16 protein-coding genes are annotated in these 15,249 nt (G+C 69.1%); 14 read left to right on the forward strand and 2 right to left on the reverse strand.

The window, feature by feature from the left end; all coding sequences use genetic code 11:
• The first annotated feature begins 1 nt into the window (after position 1).
• From WS46_RS18875 to WS46_RS18910, 8 genes are all read left to right on the forward strand, one after another.
• Positions 2–934 carry an MlaD family protein gene (locus tag WS46_RS18875; protein WP_059524000.1) on the forward strand — a complete coding sequence of 311 codons (933 nt, stop codon included), beginning with the start codon at positions 2–4 and terminating at the stop codon, positions 932–934.
• Between the two features lie 62 nt (positions 935–996).
• Positions 997–1,620 (forward strand): ABC-type transport auxiliary lipoprotein family protein, encoded by a 624-nt coding sequence (locus WS46_RS18880; RefSeq protein ID WP_059691471.1) that lies wholly within the window; start codon positions 997–999, stop codon positions 1,618–1,620.
• A gap of 19 nt (positions 1,621–1,639) precedes the next feature.
• The gene (locus WS46_RS18885; protein WP_059691418.1) at positions 1,640–2,791 is read left to right on the forward strand and encodes a VanZ family protein; all 1,152 of its coding nucleotides are present in this window, start codon (positions 1,640–1,642) and stop codon (positions 2,789–2,791) included.
• Positions 2,792–2,949: 158 nt separating this feature from the next.
• Positions 2,950–3,267 (forward strand): ferredoxin, encoded by a 318-nt coding sequence (locus WS46_RS18890; RefSeq protein ID WP_011694422.1) that lies wholly within the window; start codon positions 2,950–2,952, stop codon positions 3,265–3,267.
• Between the two features lie 13 nt (positions 3,268–3,280).
• Positions 3,281–3,925 carry an alpha/beta hydrolase gene (locus WS46_RS18895; RefSeq protein WP_059691419.1) on the forward strand — a complete coding sequence of 215 codons (645 nt, stop codon included), beginning with the start codon at positions 3,281–3,283 and terminating at the stop codon, positions 3,923–3,925.
• 485 nt (positions 3,926–4,410) lie between these two features.
• Entirely contained in the window at positions 4,411–5,727 is a 1,317-nt protein-coding gene (locus tag WS46_RS18900) for a D-alanyl-D-alanine carboxypeptidase family protein (RefSeq protein ID WP_059691420.1), read from the forward strand.
• A gap of 48 nt (positions 5,728–5,775) precedes the next feature.
• Positions 5,776–6,702, forward strand: coding sequence for a D-amino acid aminotransferase (locus WS46_RS18905; protein ID WP_059524008.1), 927 nt, complete (start codon positions 5,776–5,778; stop codon positions 6,700–6,702).
• Complete coding sequence (locus tag WS46_RS18910; RefSeq protein ID WP_059524041.1) at positions 6,702–7,010, forward strand: YbeD family protein; 309 nt, start codon at positions 6,702–6,704, stop codon at positions 7,008–7,010. Before WS46_RS18905 ends, WS46_RS18910 begins: the two co-directional genes overlap by 1 nt.
• Here WS46_RS18910 and WS46_RS18915 read toward each other — a convergent pair.
• The gene (locus tag WS46_RS18915) at positions 6,994–7,983 is read right to left on the reverse strand and encodes a transcriptional regulator GcvA (protein ID WP_059691421.1); all 990 of its coding nucleotides are present in this window, start codon (positions 7,981–7,983) and stop codon (positions 6,994–6,996) included. The two genes, WS46_RS18910 and WS46_RS18915, sit on opposite strands and share 17 nt — an antisense overlap.
• Positions 7,984–8,085: 102 nt before the next feature.
• Between WS46_RS18915 and WS46_RS18920 the strand changes: the two genes are divergently transcribed.
• From WS46_RS18920 to WS46_RS18945, 6 genes are all read left to right on the forward strand, one after another.
• Positions 8,086–8,412 carry a DUF2917 domain-containing protein gene (locus tag WS46_RS18920; RefSeq protein ID WP_059524043.1) on the forward strand — a complete coding sequence of 109 codons (327 nt, stop codon included), beginning with the start codon at positions 8,086–8,088 and terminating at the stop codon, positions 8,410–8,412.
• An 83-nt stretch (positions 8,413–8,495) separates the two neighbouring features.
• Positions 8,496–9,251, forward strand: a complete 756-nt coding sequence (lipB, locus tag WS46_RS18925; RefSeq protein ID WP_057928547.1) for a lipoyl(octanoyl) transferase LipB — start codon at positions 8,496–8,498, stop codon at positions 9,249–9,251.
• The gene (lipA, locus tag WS46_RS18930) at positions 9,244–10,236 is read left to right on the forward strand and encodes a lipoyl synthase (RefSeq protein ID WP_057928546.1); all 993 of its coding nucleotides are present in this window, start codon (positions 9,244–9,246) and stop codon (positions 10,234–10,236) included. Before lipB ends, lipA begins: the two co-directional genes overlap by 8 nt.
• 257 nt (positions 10,237–10,493) lie before the next feature.
• Complete coding sequence (gene tauA, locus WS46_RS18935) at positions 10,494–11,510, forward strand: taurine ABC transporter substrate-binding protein (protein WP_059691422.1); 1,017 nt, start codon at positions 10,494–10,496, stop codon at positions 11,508–11,510.
• A 48-nt stretch (positions 11,511–11,558) separates the two neighbouring features.
• Positions 11,559–12,356 carry a taurine ABC transporter ATP-binding protein gene (locus tag WS46_RS18940; protein ID WP_059691423.1) on the forward strand — a complete coding sequence of 266 codons (798 nt, stop codon included), beginning with the start codon at positions 11,559–11,561 and terminating at the stop codon, positions 12,354–12,356.
• Positions 12,356–13,309: an ABC transporter permease subunit gene (locus WS46_RS18945; RefSeq protein WP_059691424.1), complete on the forward strand. Its 954-nt coding sequence runs from the start codon at positions 12,356–12,358 to the stop codon at positions 13,307–13,309. Before WS46_RS18940 ends, WS46_RS18945 begins: the two co-directional genes overlap by 1 nt.
• A gap of 43 nt (positions 13,310–13,352) precedes the next feature.
• On the opposite strand, the gene ggt is transcribed toward WS46_RS18945, so the two are convergent.
• Complete coding sequence (gene ggt, locus WS46_RS18950; protein ID WP_059691425.1) at positions 13,353–15,236, reverse strand: gamma-glutamyltransferase; 1,884 nt, start codon at positions 15,234–15,236, stop codon at positions 13,353–13,355.
• Between the last annotated feature and the right edge of the window lie 13 nt (positions 15,237–15,249).

Genomic DNA, 15,249 nt, shown 5'->3' on the forward strand with positions numbered 1-15,249 from the left:
AATGGAAAACAAATCACATGCGTTCTGGGCCGGCCTGTTCACGATCGCGCTGACGCTGGCGATCGCGGGCACCGTGTTCTGGTTCAACGTCGATCGCACCGTGCGCGTGCCGTACGACCTGCTCGCGCGCACCAACGTGACGGGCCTGTTCCCCGATGCGGCCGTGCGCTTTCGCGGCCTCGACGTCGGCAAGGTGCAGTCGATCGGCTTCGACCGCTCGCATCCGGGCCAAATCCGGATCCGGATCCTCGTCGACCACGACGCGCCGATCACGCAGTCGACCTACGGCAGCCTCGGCTTCCAGGGCGTGACGGGCATCGCGTTCGTGCAGCTCGAGGACACGGGGCGCGATCTGGCGCCGCTGCCGTCGTCGCCGAAGGCGATCGCGCAGATCCCGATGCGGCCGAGCCTGTTCGACCAGATCCAGGAGCGCGGCGACGTGTTGCTGCGGCAGCTCGAACTGGCGGCGAAAAGCGCGAATGCGCTGATGTCGCCGGAGATGCGCGAGCAGCTGCGCGCGACGGCCGAAAGCCTGCAGCACGCGGCGGACGGCGCGACGACGCTGTCGAAGCAGCTCGCGCCGGCAGTGGCCGCGCTGCCGGAAACGATGCACCAGGTCGATCGCGCGATGGCGTCGGCGAACACGCTGCTGCAGCCGAACGGGCCGCTCGTGGCGAACCTGAACAAGGCCGGCTCGGCTGCCGAGCAGGTCGGCGTCGCGCTGAACGACCTGAACGCGCGGGTCCAGTACGACACGCTGCCGCGGTTCAACGTGCTGGCCGGCAGCGTCGGCGATGCGTCGCGGCAGTTGAAGGACGTCGCCGGTGAACTCGGCCGCAACCCGAGCAGTCTGTTGTTCGGTTCGCCCGGCTCCGCGCCCGGCCCCGGCGAGGCGGGCTTCGTCTGGCCGGGGGCAGGGGCCGCCGGGAAATGAAGCAGATCGCCAGCCCGGGCCACGACGTCATCGAAACCGGAAACATCATGCAGGAACATGCCATGCCACGAATCCTTGATCGCGCGCTGCGTCCCGCCGCGACCGCGCTCGCGATGCTGACGCTCGTGTTCGCCGCCGGCTGCGCCGGCAACGGCGCGGCGCTGTCGAACGTCCGCTACGACCTCGGGCCGGCTGCATCGGCCGTCACGGCCGGGACGGGCCCCGCGCTGAAGGTGCTCGACGTCGCCGCGCCCGACGCGCTCGACACGGACAAATTCGTCTATCGCCTCGCGTATGCGGATGCGCAGCGCACGGCCGTCTATCGCGACAGCCGCTGGACCGCGCCGCCCGCGCAACTGCTCACGCAGCGGCTGCGCGGCGCGCTGTCGTCGCGCGGTGCGGTGCTCGAAGGCTCCGACGGCGTGCGCGCGCCGACGCTGAAGGTCGACCTGAACGAATTCGAGCAGGTGTTCGACGGGCAGTCGCAGAGCCACGGCGCGGTCACCGCGCGCGCGACGCTGATGCAGGACGGCAAGGTGCTCGGCCAGCGCACGTTCGTCGCGCGCGCGCCGTCGAGCACGCCCGACGCGGCCGGCGGCGCGCGCGCGCTCGCGGCCGCGAGCGACGAGCTCGTGTCGCAGATCGCGGCGTGGGTCGGCGTGCAGGCGTACGCGGGCAACCCGTGACGCAGCGCGCGCAGCCGCGATGAGCGCGCCGGGCACGTCGCGCGCGTCGTCGCTGGCGCGGCAGGCGTTCGCCGCGTATGCGGCGCTCATCGTCTATGCATCGCTGTATCCGTTCGACGGCTGGGTATCGCTCGGCATCGGGCCGTTCGACTACCTGTTCGCGCCGATGCAGCGTTATGTGACCGCGTTCGACGTGGTCACCAACGTGCTCGGCTACATGCCGTTCGGCGCACTCGGCGTGCTCGCGCTGCATCCGCGCTGGCGCGGCGTGGCCGCGACGCTGATCGTGGGCGGCCTCGGCGTGCTGCTGTCGGGATCGATGGAGGCGCTGCAGACCTACCTGCCGACGCGCGTCGCGTCGAATCTCGACCTCGCGGCCAATGCGCTCGGCGCGCTGCTCGGCGCGGCGCTCGCGGCACCGGCCACCGGCGCGCTGCTCGACCGCGGCGCATTGCGCCGGCTGCGCTTCGCGTGGTTCGAGGCCGACGGCGCGACGCCGCTGCTGCTTGCCGCGCTGTGGCCGTTCGCGATCCTGTTTCCGTCGCCGTTCCTGTTCGGCATCGGCGACTGGCCGGCCGCGCTGTGGGAGCGCGCCGACGGCTCGATGCAGGACGCGCTGCTCGCATGGCTGCCGGCCGCGTGGCGCGTGAGCGAATGGCCCGAGCGCGTCGACGGCTGGATGTCCGATTCCGCGTGGGAAGCCGCGCTCGGCGGGTTGATGCTGTTCGCCGCGCTGGCGATCGCGTCGCTCGCGATGCGCGCCCGCGCGCCGCGCGTGCGGCTCCTGATCGCGTTCGTCGCCGCGACGCTTGCGCTGAAGGCGGCCGCGACCTTCATGCAGTCGAGCACCGGCCTCGTCGTCGTGTGGGCGACGCCCGGCGCGCGGCTCGGCATCGAGCTCGGCTTCGCGGCGGCGCTGCTCGCATTGCGCGTGCCTGCCGCGTGGCGCGCGCTGCTCGCGGCGCTCGCGCTGCTGGCCGGTGTGGCGCTCGTCAACCTGCTGCCCGTCAACCCGTTCTTCGACTTCACATTGTCGGGCTGGCGGCAGGGCCGCTACGTGCACTTCAACAGCATCGCGCGCTGGCTCGCATGGATCTGGCCCTACGCGGCGCTGATCTGGCTCGGCCAGCGGGTCGAGCACGCGTGGCTGCCGGCCGCGCGGCGGCGCTGACGCGGCGGGAGCGGCAACGGGGCGGCGCGGCCGCGCCTCGTCGGTCGCGGGCAGCCGCGCGCGCCGATCGCTATAATCGTCCGCACATCCGTTGCCGCGCGCAACGGCAATCGCCCCTTCTTTCCGCCCGGCGCCGCGCCGGGTCGCACGTCATCATCATGGATTCCTACTACCAGCACCACGTCTTCTTCTGCCTGAACCAGCGCGAACCGGGCGCCGAGCGTCCGAGCTGCGCGCAATGCGACGCGCAGACCATGCAGGAGTACGCGAAAAAGCGCGTGAAGGAACTCGGCCTCGCGGGGCCGGGCAAGGTGCGCATCAACAAGGCCGGTTGCCTCGACCGCTGCGAGGAAGGGCCCGTGATGGTCGTGTATCCGGAAGGCACGTGGTACACGTACGTCGACCAGGCCGACATCGACGAGATCGTCGAATCGCACCTGCGCGACGGCAAGGTCGTCGACCGCCTGAAGATCTGAGCGGGCCGGCCGAATGAACGTTCATACGCAGAAGTCGCTGATCCCCGGCCCGGTCGGGCAGATCGAAATCGCGGTCGACCTGCCCGACGCCGTGCGCGAAGGCGGCGCCGCGCCGCGCGGCATCGCGCTCGTCGCGCACCCGCATCCGCTGTTCGGCGGCACGATGGACAACAAGGTCGCGCAAACGCTCGCGCGCACGCTGGTCCAGCTCGACTACGTGGTGTACCGGTCGAATTTCCGCGGCGTCGGCGCGACCGAGGGCGTGCACGACAACGGCGTCGGCGAGGCCGACGACCTGCTCGCCGTGCTCGCGCACATGCGCGCGCAGCCCGCCTATGCGGACCTGCCGCTCGTGCTCGCGGGCTTCTCGTTCGGCACCTTCGTGCTGTCGCACGTCGCGAAGCGGTTGCGCGACGCGGGCGAGACGATCGAGCGGATGGTGTTCGTCGGCACGGCCGCGAGCCGCTGGCAGGTCGCCGACGTGCCGGAGAACACGCTCGTGATCCACGGCGAAACCGACGACACGGTGCCGATCGGTTCGGTCTACGACTGGGCGCGGCCGCAGGAACTGCCGGTCGTCGTGATCCCCGGTGCCGAGCATTTCCTGCATCGCAAGCTGCACGTGCTGAAGCGCATCATCGTCGACGCGTGGCGTTGATCCGCTGAACCCGGCGTGCGGCGCCGCTGCCGCACGACCGCGATGTCGCCGCGCGCGCGACATCGCGCCGCATCGTGTCCCGACGCGATCGCAGATGCCCGCGCCAGCGCGGCGCAATCCGGCTTGCACGGCGCCTGCGCACGCCTTTCGCACGGCTTCGAGCACGATTCTCCGCAGCGAAGCCGCGCTATCCTCCCGAAGCCTGTGCGTGGCCGCCTGAGCCCTGGTTCGCGAAAACGCCGTTCGCGGCCACGTATAATGGCCGCATTTCGCGTCGCCCGCGGCCCGGCCGGGCCCATGCGGCGCTCGTTTCGCCGCCTGTCCGCCCGCTCGCGACGGCCGCGAACCGAACGCGTCCGCACGAGTCCAACCGGCGCGTTTCGCGCCGTCCGACGCAGTCGGACGAACGCCGGAACGCTCGCCGCCTTGCCGTTCAACCCCTGCGCGTTTCGCGCCGCACTTTCTGCCACCAGCCTGAATCGATCATGCGTCTGTCTCCCCAAGGCCTCAAGTCCCTCGCTTCTTCCATCGCCTTCGGCACCGCCGCGCGCAACGTCGCGCTGGGCGTGATGCTGCCCGTCGCACTCGCGTCGACGATCGTCGTCGCCGAGGCGAAGCCGGCCGCCAAGGCCAAGGCCGCGCATGCCGCGCCGGCCGCTGCCGCCGAGCAGTCGACCGGCGCGCCCGCGACCTTCATGCCGGGCGCGGTGCCGCCGCCGGGCGTGAACGCGCGCTCGTGGGTGCTCGTCGATGCGACGAGCAACACCGTGCTCGCATCGGGCAACGCGGACGAACGCGTCGAGCCCGCGTCGCTGACGAAGCTGATGACGGCCTACCTGGTGTTCGAAGCGCTCGACAAGAAGAAGATCTCGATGGAGCAGATCGTCACGCCGAGCGTTGCGGTGCGCCGTGTCGGCACCGACGAGTCGCGCATGTTCATCGAGGCGAACAAGCCGGTGTCGGTGCACGACCTCGTGTACGGGATGATCATCCAGTCGGGCAACGACGCCGCGATCGCGCTGGCCGAACTGGTCGGCGGCAGCGAAGGGCAGTTCGTCACGCTGATGAACGACGAGGCGGCGCGCCTCGGCATGAAGGGCACGCACTTCGCCGACGTGAACGGCATGCCCGACCCGAACCACTACACGACGGCCGGCGACCTCGCGAAGCTGTCCGCGCACCTGATCCGCGATTTTCCGCAGTACTACAGCATCTTCTCGGAGAAGGAATTCAAGTACAACAACATCCGCCAGGGCAACCGCAACCGCCTGCTGTGGCTGGATCCGACGGTCGACGGCCTGAAGACGGGCCATACGCAAGCGGCCGGCTATTGCCTGATCGCGTCGGCCAAGCGCGCGATCCCGGGTGTCGACAGCCAGCGCCGTCTCGTGTCGGTGATGATGGGCGAGCAGAAGGAAAGCGAGCGCACGCAGGACAGCATGAAGATGCTGAACTACGGCTATAGCGCGTTCGACGCGGTGCGCCTGTTCAAGGGCGGCCAGGCGATGTCGACGCCGCGCATCTACAAGGGCAAGGAAAACACCGTGCAGGTCGGCGTGAAGGGCGACCAGTGGGTGACCGTGCCGCGCGGCCTGGGCGACAAGGTCAAGCCGGAAGTCGAGGTCAACGCGCCGCTGATCGCGCCGCTCGCGGAAGGCCAGCAGGTCGGTACCGTGAAGATCGTCGCCGACGGCAAGACGCTGTCGGAGTTCCCGGTCGTCGCGCTGCAGGCGGTGCCGGAAGCGGGTATCTTCGGTCGTATCTGGGACTCGATCCTGCTGATGTTCAGCAAGAAGAAGTAAGCGCGACGGGCCTTTGTTTTCACGACTTCATCCCCATCTGGTACAGCCATGAGCCAAGCCGAATTCGAACCGATCGTCTACCTCAGCGTGTCGTCGCAGGAGGAGCTGGTGCCGTTGTCGCAAGCCCGGGTCCCGGTGCTCGACCGCGGGTTCATCTTCGGCGATGGCGTGTATGAAGTCGTCCCCGTTTATGCGCACGACGGCGCGCACGTGCCGTTCCGGATCGAGCAGCATCTGGAACGGCTCGCGCGCAGCCTGAAGAAGATCGGCATCGACGATCCGCATGACGCGGCCGGCTGGCGCGCGCTGATCGAGCGCGTGGTCGCCGCGAACGCGGAAGGCCTCGGCGACGGCAATGCGCTCGTCTACCTGCAGGTGACGCGCGGCGTCGCGAAGCGCGGCCATGCGTTCCCGGCGAACGCGGTGCCGACGGTGTTCGCGATGACGAGCCCGCTGCGCCTGCCGTCGGACGAGGAGCGCGCGCGGGGCGTGCGCTGCGTGACGGCCGAGGATCGTCGCTGGCTGCATTGCGACATCAAGTCGATTTCGCTGCTCGGCAACGTGCTGATGGCGCAGCATGCGGCCGAACGCGATGCGTTCGAGACGATTCAGCTGCGCGACGACAACGTGACCGAAGGTTCGTCGTCGAACGTGTGGATCGTGAAGAACGGCGAGCTGATGGCGCCGCCGCGCAGCAACAGGATCCTCGAAGGGATCCGCTACGCGCTGGTCGAGCAGCTGGCCGAGGAATGCGGCATTCGGTTCGTCGCGCGCGAAATCAGCGAGGTCGAGCTGCGCTCGGCGGACGAGATCATGATCACGTCGGCCACGAAAGAGATTTTGCCCGTCACGTCGCTCGACGATCTGCCCGTGCAGGGCGGCAAGCCGGGCCCCGTGTTCGCGGCGTTGTACGACGCGTACCAGCGTGCGAAGGCACGCGAGTTTGAACAGTTTGACCTAACCCGGAGAAAATGATGAGCGAACCGACCAAAACCATCGAGGTCACCGGCGCGATCGATACCCGGAAGGAGTCGCTGCTGGAGTTTCCGTGCGATTTCCCGATCAAGATCATGGGCAAGGCGCACCCGGAGTTCAAGGACACGATCTTCAAGGTCGTGGCCGTCCACGACAACGAGATCGATGTCGAGAAGATCGAGGAGCGTGCCTCGAGCGGCGGCAACTACACCGGCCTCACGATCACCGTGCGCGCGACGAGCCAGGAACAGCTCGACACGATCTACCGTGCACTGACCGGCCATCCGATGGTCAAGGTCGTGCTCTGAGCGCCGTTTTCCATCCGCCTTGCTGCGCGCACTCGGCGGGGGTCTTCCCCGCCGCGCGCCGCGCGTCCAGCTCGTCGCACAGCAGCTTGTATTCGGCGACTTCCTGAAGCAGCCACGCCCTGAACGCCTGCACGCGCGGCGTGTTCAGGAGCGGCGGCGGACACACGAAAAAATAGTGCCACGGGCTCTGCCCGTCGATGTCGAACAGGCGCACGAGGCGCCCGTCCAGCAGGTCGTGCACCGCGAGCGAGCGGCGCACCAGCGCAATGCCCTGGCCGTCGATCGCGGCCAGCAGCAGGTTCGACGAATCCTGGTACAGAATCCCCCGTTTCGGCTCGGTCAGCGTATCGAGCCCGGCCGCGTCGAACCACGGCCGCCACAGCTCGTCGTCCGAGCGCAGCAGGTTGTAGTGCACGAGATCGGCGGGCGTCCGCGGCAGGTTGCCGCCGTTCAGCGTCGGCGAGCACGCCGGAAAGAACACCTCCTCGAACAGCGGCTCGACGTGCAGCCCCGGATAGGTGCCCGAGCCGAAGCGGATCGCGAGGTCGACATCGTCGCGCGCGAAATCGGTGAGCGAGTTGGTCGACTGCAGCTCGACGTCGATTTCCGGATGCCGCTCGATGAACGTGCCGATGCGCGGCGTGATGAAGCGCGCGGCGAACGACGACAGCATCGACACCACCAGCCGTCGCCCGCGGTCGCTTGCGCGCACCTCGCGCGTCGCGTCGGCGATCACCATCAGCGCGGTGCGGACCTGCTGCGCGTAACGCATGCCGGCGTCGGTCAGGCACAGCCGCTTGCCGTTGCGCGTGAACAGCTGCACGCCGAGCTCCTCCTCGAGCGCGCGAACCTGGTGGCTGACCGCGCCGTGCGTGACGTACAGCTCGTCGGCGGCGCGGGAGAAATTCTCGTGGCGGGCGGCGGCTTCGAACGCGCGAATCGCGTTCAGCGCAGGCAGCTGGCGGAGGTCCATTTGCTAATTTTCCTCACATCGACGTGAAAATTGGTCGTTTTGTCGGACGCCTTGAAGTGACTACGATTGTAGCCATCGAAGCATTTATTGGCGGAGACGATCATGCAAGAAATTTCTTCAAGCATCACGTTCGAAATTCCCGCGGGCGAAACCGTGCCGATGAAGGTGCAGCGCAGCACCCGTCTGACGGTGCAGTGCGGGCCGGTGTGGGCGACGCGCAGCAACGACGTCGAAGACTACTTCCTGGTCGACGGCGAGACGCTCCGGCTGCGCCGCGGCGAGCGGCTGTGGCTCAGCGCGGAAGGCCGGCAGGGCGCGCATGTGGCGTTCTCGGTGTCGCGGCCGGCCGGGGAGATCGCGCGCGGCGCGCTCGCACGGCTGCGCGATCGTGTGAATGCGCTGCTCCACGACGGCTGGCGCACCGTCTGACGGGCCTCTCCTCCGACGGATACGCGCGATCCGTCCCCTTCCATAGCCGGCGAGACGCATGGGTTTTCGGTAAACTACCGCCCATGTCCGTCTCGCCGGTTGCCATCGTGTCCACGCCTGTCGCTGTTTCCGAATCGCCCGCCGGGTCTCCGGTTCAGCCCGTCGCGCCGGTCACCGTGCGCTGGCGGGGCAGCGAGGCCTACGAGACGAGCTTCGACGCGATGCGCGCGTTCACCGACACGCGCACGGCCGACACCGGCGACGAAATCTGGGTCGTCGAGCATCCGCCCGTCTACACGCTCGGCCAGGCCGGCGACCCGGCCCACCTGCTGGTGGCCGACAGCGGCGTGCCGCTCGTGAAGGTCGACCGCGGCGGACAAATCACCTACCACGGCCCCGGCCAGATCGTCGTCTACCTGCTGCTGGACCTGCGCCGGCGCAAGCTGATGGTGCGCACGCTCGTGACGAAGATCGAGGAAGCCGTGATCGAAACCCTCGCGGCGTATAATCTCGCTTCGGTCCGCAAGGCGGGCGCGCCGGGAATCTACGTGGCATCCGGCGTGCACGAAGGCGCGAAGATCGCGGCCCTCGGCCTGAAGATCCGCAACGGCTGCAGCTATCACGGGCTGAGCCTGAACGTGAAGATGGATCTGCGCCCGTTTCTCGCGATCAACCCGTGCGGCTATGCCGGACTGGAAACCGTCGACATGGCGAGCCTCGAGGTTGCCGCCGACTGGAACGACGTCGCCCACACGCTGGTGGGGCGCCTGATCGCCAACCTCGACGGCGAATCCGCGGCCGCCGACAAGCCGCAGGCACTGGAACATTCGAATGACTGACGTTACCGCTTCCCCCGCACCGGCCGATTCGGCCGCGACCCCTGCCTACGATCCGACCGCCAAGCAGAAGGCGCAGGCGAAGACGGCGCGCATCCCGATCAAGGTCATTCCGATCGAGAAGCTGAAGAAGCCGGAATGGATCCGCGTGAAGGCGGCCACCGGCAGTTCGCGCTTCAACGAGATCAAGACGATCCTGCGCGAGCACAACCTGCATACCGTGTGCGAGGAAGCGAGCTGCCCGAACATCGGCGAATGCTTCGGCAAGGGCACCGCGACGTTCATGATCATGGGCGACAAGTGCACGCGCCGCTGCCCGTTCTGCGACGTCGGCCACGGCCGTCCCGATCCGCTCGACGCGGACGAACCGAAGAACCTGGCCCGCACGATCGCCGCGCTGAAGCTCAAGTACGTGGTGATCACGAGCGTCGACCGCGACGACCTGCGCGACGGCGGCGCCGCTCACTTCGTCGAGTGCATCCGCGAAGTGCGCGAGCAGTCGCCGGAAACGCGCATCGAGATCCTGACGCCGGACTTCCGCGGCCGTCTCGACCGCGCGATCTCGATCCTCAACGCGGCACCGCCCGACGTGATGAACCACAACCTCGAAACGGTGCCGCGCCTGTACAAGGAAGCGCGCCCGGGTTCGGACTACGCGCACTCGCTGAAGCTGCTGAAGGACTTCAAGGCGCAGCATCCGGACGTCGCGACGAAGTCGGGCCTGATGGTCGGCCTCGGCGAGACCGAAGAGGAAATCCTGCAGGTGATGCGCGACCTGCGCGCGCACGACGTCGACATGCTGACGATCGGCCAGTACCTGCAGCCGTCCGAGCACCATCTGCCGGTGCGTGCGTACGTGCATCCGGACACGTTCAAGATGTACGAGGAAGAGGCGTACAAGATGGGCTTCACGCACGCGGCCGTCGGCGCGATGGTGCGGTCGAGCTATCACGCCGATCTGCAGGCGCACGGGGCCGGGGTGGTCTGAGCGCCGCGTTCGCGCAACAGCCTCACATCTCATGCAGTTGAAGAAGCCCGCAGCGATGCGGGCTTTTTCGTTGGTGCGGCCGCCGCCCGCGCGTTCGCACGACAATCGCCATCCGACCGGACGCGCGATCCGGTCGAACGTGGAAAGCAAAGCTGAAACGGCATCGATAGCTTCGCAGGATAAGTTCGCTCCCGCCGCGCGCAAAGCTCGTAAAGTCGGCTCTCCCGCAGCAATGTCCGCATTCGAAGGAGAGCCGCATGTCCCGTTTCAGCTTCGTCCGCCGCGCCGCCGTCGCGCTGACCGCCTTTGCCGCGCTGGGCGCGGCGCACGCCGAATCGCGCGAAGTCGTGATCGCGTACCAGGATATGGTCGTGCCGTGGCGCTACGCGCAGGCGAGCGGTGAAGTCGAAAAGGCGACCGGCTACAAGGTCACGTTCCGCAAGCTCGACAGCGGCGCCGACGTGATCCGTGCGCTCGCGTCGGGCTCCGTGCAGCTCGGCGAGGCCGGGTCGAGCCCGATCGCGGCCGGCCTGTCGCAGGGGCTCGACATCTCGCTGTTCTGGGTGCTCGACAACATCAACGACGCCGAGGCGCTCGTCGCGCGCAACGGCTCGGGCGTGACCAGCGTCGCCGCGCTGAAGGGCAGGAAGATCGGCGTGCCGTTCGTGTCGACGTCGCATTTCCATACGCTCGTCGCGCTGCAGGCCGCCGGCGTGAATCCGAACGACGTGAAGATCGTCAACCTGCGTCCGCCCGAGGTCGCGGCCGCGTGGACGCGCGGCGACATCGACGCGACCTACATCTGGGATCCGGTGCTCGCGAAGGTCAAGCAGTCGGGCACCGTGCTGACGACGTCGGGCCAGGTCGCGAAGCAAAGCGGCAAGGCAACCTTCGACGGCTTCGTCGTGAGCCGCAAGTTCGCGCGCGAGAACCCCGAGTTCGTCGCGCGCTTCGTGAAGGTGCTTGCGTCCGCCGATGCCGACTACCGCGCGCATGCGGCCGCCTGGAAGGCTGGTTCGCCGCAGGTCGCGGCGGTCGCGAAGGTGTCGGGCGCGGACGTGCAGGACGTGCCCGCGAGCCTCGCGCTCTACGCGTTCCCGACGCCGGCCGAGCAGGCGTCGCCGACGTGGCTCGGCGGCGGTGCGCAGTCCGGCGCCGCGAAGTCGCTCGCGGCCACCGCCGCGTTCCTGAAATCGCAGGGCACGATCCAGACGGTGCTCGCCGACTATTCGGTCGGCGTCGATCCGCAGTTCGTGCAGAAGGCCGCACGCTGAACGCGGCGCGTCAGGCGACTCAGGCCACTCATCGCGGAGCCCTCGATCATGAGCACGCTGGAAGTCCGTCAGGTATCGGTCGCCTATCCGGGCGAACGCGGTCGGCCGACGACGCAGGCGCTCGCGCGCGTCGACCTGCGCATCGATTCCGGTGAATTCGTCGTCGCGCTCGGCGCGTCCGGGTGCGGGAAGACGACGCTGCTGAACTGCATGGCCGGCTTCGTCGCGCCGACGACGGGCGACGTGCGCGTCGACGGCGTGCCGGTCGCGGGCCCGGGCGCCGACCGCGGCGTCGTGTTCCAGAAATATGCGTTGCTGCCTTGGCTCGACGTGCTCGAGAACGTCGCGCTCGGGCTGCGCTTCGCACGCGTGTCGAAGGCGGAGCGCGAAGCGCGCGCGCGGGAGATGCTCGCGCTCGTCGGGCTCGACAAGCATGCGCATGCGCGCGTGTACGAACTGTCGGGCGGGATGCAGCAGCGCGTCGGCATCGCGCGTGCGCTCGCGAGCGATCCGCGCGTGCTGCTGATGGACGAGCCGATGGGCGCGCTCGACGCGATGACGCGCGGCACGATGCAGGCGCTCGTCCTCGACGTGTGGGCGCGCACGGGCAAGACGGTGTTCTTCATCACGCACGACGTCGAGGAGGCGCTGTTCCTCGCGACGCGTCTCGTCGTGATGACGCCCGGCCCCGGCCGCATCGCGGAAACCTTCGAGCTGCCGTTCGCGCGGCGCTACGTCGAATCGCGCGATGCGCGCGCGGTGAAGTCGTCGCCGGAATTCATCGCATGGCGCGAGCGGCTGATCGCGTATCTGCATCGCGACGAGGCGGTCGCGGAGGTCACGTGATGCACGAATTCGCGCGGCAGGGCGCGTCCGTCGGGCGCGGCCGGATCAGTACTTTGCACAGGCAGGACGACATGAGCACGCAGGATTCCTGGGCGGCCGACCGAGCGGCCGGGAGGGTCGAGCAGGACGAGCGCACGACGCGGCGCAAGGCGGCGCGGCCGTCGCGCCGCTACCGCTTGCCGGGCCAGGGCAAAACCGCGGGGCTCAGCGCGGCGACGGTCGCGGCGCTGGCCGTGCTGTGGTGGAGCGCGACGCATTGGCAGTGGTTGCCGCCGCTGTTCCTGCCCGCGCCGGAAGCGGTGTGGGCGGCATTCGTCGATGCGTGGCACGGCCGCATCCAGGGCGGCCTGCCGCTGTCCGAGCATCTGCTGTGGAGTGCCGCGCGCGTGTTCGGCGCATTCCTGCTCGCCACCGCGATCGGCGTGCCGGCCGGCGTCCTGATGGGCGTGAGCCGTGTCGCGCGCGGCGTGCTGGATCCGCTGCTGGAGTTCTACCGGCCGCTGCCGCCGCTGGCGTACCTGCCGCTCGTCGTGATCTGGTTCGGCATCGACGAGACGGCGAAGCTGGTCGTGATCTTCCTCGCGTGCTTCGCGCCGATCGCAATGGCCGCACGTGCGGGCGTGCGCGCGGCGACGGTCGAGCAGGTCAACGCCGCCTATTCGCTCGGCGGCAGCTTCGCGCAGATCGTGCGCCACGTCGTGCTGCCGGCCGCGCTGCCGGAAATCCTCACCGGCCTGCGGATCGCGATCGGGTTCGGCTGGACGACGCTCGTCGCGGCCGAGATGGTCGCCGCGACAGCTGGGCTCGGGCAGATGGTGCTCAATGCGTCGAGCTTCCTGCGCACCGATATCGTCGTGATGGGCATCCTGATCATCGGCGCGATCGCGTGGCTGTTCGATCTCGCGATGCGCTGGGTCGAGCGGCGGATCGTGCCGTGGAAAGGGCGCGGATGACACGCAGCAGGCGGCGCATGCGCGCCGCCTCTGCCGGCCGCCTTCAATCCCCCATCGCGATCCCTTCCCGCCGCGGGTCGGCCCCGCCGAACCACACCGTCTGCCCCTGCACGTTCAGCCGCTGGATCCCCTGCAGACCGGAATTCATCTCGACGACCTGCACGTCGTGCCCGCGTCCCTTCAGGCCGTCGACGAGCGCGTCGGACACGCGGCCGCGCTCGAGCTGCGTCGGCCCGTTCATCGACCCGACGTTCGGCAGCGCGATTGCCTGCTGCATCGTCATCCCCCAGTCCATCACGCCGATCAGCGTCTTCGCGACGTGGTTGATGATCGCAGGGCCGCCGGCCGAGCCGACGATCATCGTCACCTGTTTCGTCTTCTTGTCGAACACGAGTTCCGGCGCCATCGACGAGCGCGGCCGCTTGCCCGGCTGCACGCGGTTCGCGACGGGCCGGCCGTTCTCGCTCGCCACGAACGAGAAATCGGTGAGCTGGTTGTTCAGCATGAAGCCGCGCACCATCAGCCGCGAACCGAACGCGTCCTCGACGCTGGTCGTCATCGACAGCGCCTGGCCGTAGCGGTCGACGATCGCGATGTCGGACGTCGACGGCATTTCGGGGCTGCGGTCGTCGGCCAGCGCGAGCGTCGCGCCCTGCGGCGTGCCGGCCTGCGCGACGCCCATGCTCGTGTCGCCGATCAGGCGCGCGCGCTGCGCGAGATAGGTCCTGTCGGCGAGGCTCGCCCAGCTGCCGCCCGGCAGCGGCGCGAAATCGGGATCGGCGACGTAGCGCGCGCGGTCCGCATACGCGAGGCGCCCGGCCTCGCTGAACAGGTGCGCGGCGAACGGTGTCGGCTCGTAGCCGAGCTCGGTCCGCACCGGCTTCTGCGCGCCGATCTGCTGCCAGTCGGGCATCGCCTCGAGGATGCCGAGCATCTGCGCGACCGCGAGGCCGCCCGACGACGGCGGCGGCATCCCGCACACCACCGAGCGCCGGTAGTCGGTGCACAGCGGCGCACGCACCTTCGCCTTGTAGCGCGCGAGATCCTGCAGCGTCAGCAGGCCCGGGTTGGTCGGGTGCTTGCGCACCTTCGCGACGATGTCGCGCGCGATCGCGCCGGTGTAGAACGCATTCGCGCCGCGGTCGGCGACCTGGCGCAGGACGGTCGCGAGCGCGGGGTTCTTCAGCACCGTGCCGGCCGCCTTCGGCGTGCCGTCCTTGTTGTAGAAGTACGCGCGCGCGGCCGGGTCGTTCATCAGGTACTTGTCGTTCGCGATCAGCATCGCCAGGCGCGGGCTGATCGTGAAGCCGTGCTCGGCGAGCCGGATCGCGGGCTGGAACAGCCGGCGCCACGGCAGCTTGCCGTGCGCGCGGTGCGCGGCGTCGAGCATGCGCAGCACGCCCGGCGTGCCGACCGAACGGCCGCCGACGACACCTTCGTAGAAACCCATCGGCTGGCCGGTCGGACCGTAGAACAGCCGGTCGGTCGCGGCGGCCGGCGCGGTCTCGCGGCCGTCGTATGCCTGCGTCGTCTTGCCGTCGGAATACAGCATGAACGCACCGCCGCCGAGCCCCGACGATTGCGGCTCGACGAGCGCGAGCACCATCTGGGTCGCGATCGCCGCGTCGATCGCGGTGCCGCCGGCCTTCAGCATGTCGTAGCCGGCCTGCGTCGCGAGCGGGTTCGCGGCCGCGATCATGAAGTGCTGCGAGGTCCAGCCTGGCTTGTCGGTCCAGCCGGACGAGCGTTCGGGCGCGTGGACGCCGGGCAGCGGCACCGCGGCGCCCGACGCGGCGGCGACCGGGACGACGGCGCCCGACGGCGCGGACGGGGACGTGCAGCCGGCGCTGAACGTAGCGAGTGCGACGAGCGCGAGCGCGGCGACGGGCGTCCAGGGACGCGAATACGGACGAATCCGGTCGAACATTGAACCCTCGGCA

The sequence above is a fragment of the Burkholderia sp. RF4-BP95 genome (genome assembly GCF_001521985.1).
Taxonomy (GTDB): domain Bacteria; phylum Pseudomonadota; class Gammaproteobacteria; order Burkholderiales; family Burkholderiaceae; genus Burkholderia; species Burkholderia diffusa.

Coding starts and splice junctions, on each gene's coding strand:
- lipA (WP_057928546.1), top strand. CDS start 9,244: ATGACTGACGTTACCGCTTCCCCCGCACCGGCCGATTCGGCCGCGACC.
- WS46_RS18910 (WP_059524041.1), top strand. CDS start 6,702: ATGAGCGAACCGACCAAAACCATCGAGGTCACCGGCGCGATCGATACC.
- WS46_RS18905 (WP_059524008.1), top strand. CDS start 5,776: ATGAGCCAAGCCGAATTCGAACCGATCGTCTACCTCAGCGTGTCGTCG.
- WS46_RS18895 (WP_059691419.1), top strand. CDS start 3,281: ATGAACGTTCATACGCAGAAGTCGCTGATCCCCGGCCCGGTCGGGCAG.
- lipB (WP_057928547.1), top strand. CDS start 8,496: ATGTCCGTCTCGCCGGTTGCCATCGTGTCCACGCCTGTCGCTGTTTCC.
- WS46_RS18940 (WP_059691423.1), top strand. CDS start 11,559: ATGAGCACGCTGGAAGTCCGTCAGGTATCGGTCGCCTATCCGGGCGAA.
- WS46_RS18890 (WP_011694422.1), top strand. CDS start 2,950: ATGGATTCCTACTACCAGCACCACGTCTTCTTCTGCCTGAACCAGCGC.
- WS46_RS18880 (WP_059691471.1), top strand. CDS start 997: ATGCCACGAATCCTTGATCGCGCGCTGCGTCCCGCCGCGACCGCGCTC.
- tauA (WP_059691422.1), top strand. CDS start 10,494: ATGTCCCGTTTCAGCTTCGTCCGCCGCGCCGCCGTCGCGCTGACCGCC.
- WS46_RS18920 (WP_059524043.1), top strand. CDS start 8,086: ATGCAAGAAATTTCTTCAAGCATCACGTTCGAAATTCCCGCGGGCGAA.
- WS46_RS18915 (WP_059691421.1), bottom strand. CDS start 7,983: ATGGACCTCCGCCAGCTGCCTGCGCTGAACGCGATTCGCGCGTTCGAA.
- ggt (WP_059691425.1), bottom strand. CDS start 15,236: ATGTTCGACCGGATTCGTCCGTATTCGCGTCCCTGGACGCCCGTCGCC.
- WS46_RS18945 (WP_059691424.1), top strand. CDS start 12,356: ATGCACGAATTCGCGCGGCAGGGCGCGTCCGTCGGGCGCGGCCGGATC.
- WS46_RS18885 (WP_059691418.1), top strand. CDS start 1,640: ATGAGCGCGCCGGGCACGTCGCGCGCGTCGTCGCTGGCGCGGCAGGCG.
- WS46_RS18900 (WP_059691420.1), top strand. CDS start 4,411: ATGCGTCTGTCTCCCCAAGGCCTCAAGTCCCTCGCTTCTTCCATCGCC.
- WS46_RS18875 (WP_059524000.1), top strand. CDS start 2: ATGGAAAACAAATCACATGCGTTCTGGGCCGGCCTGTTCACGATCGCG.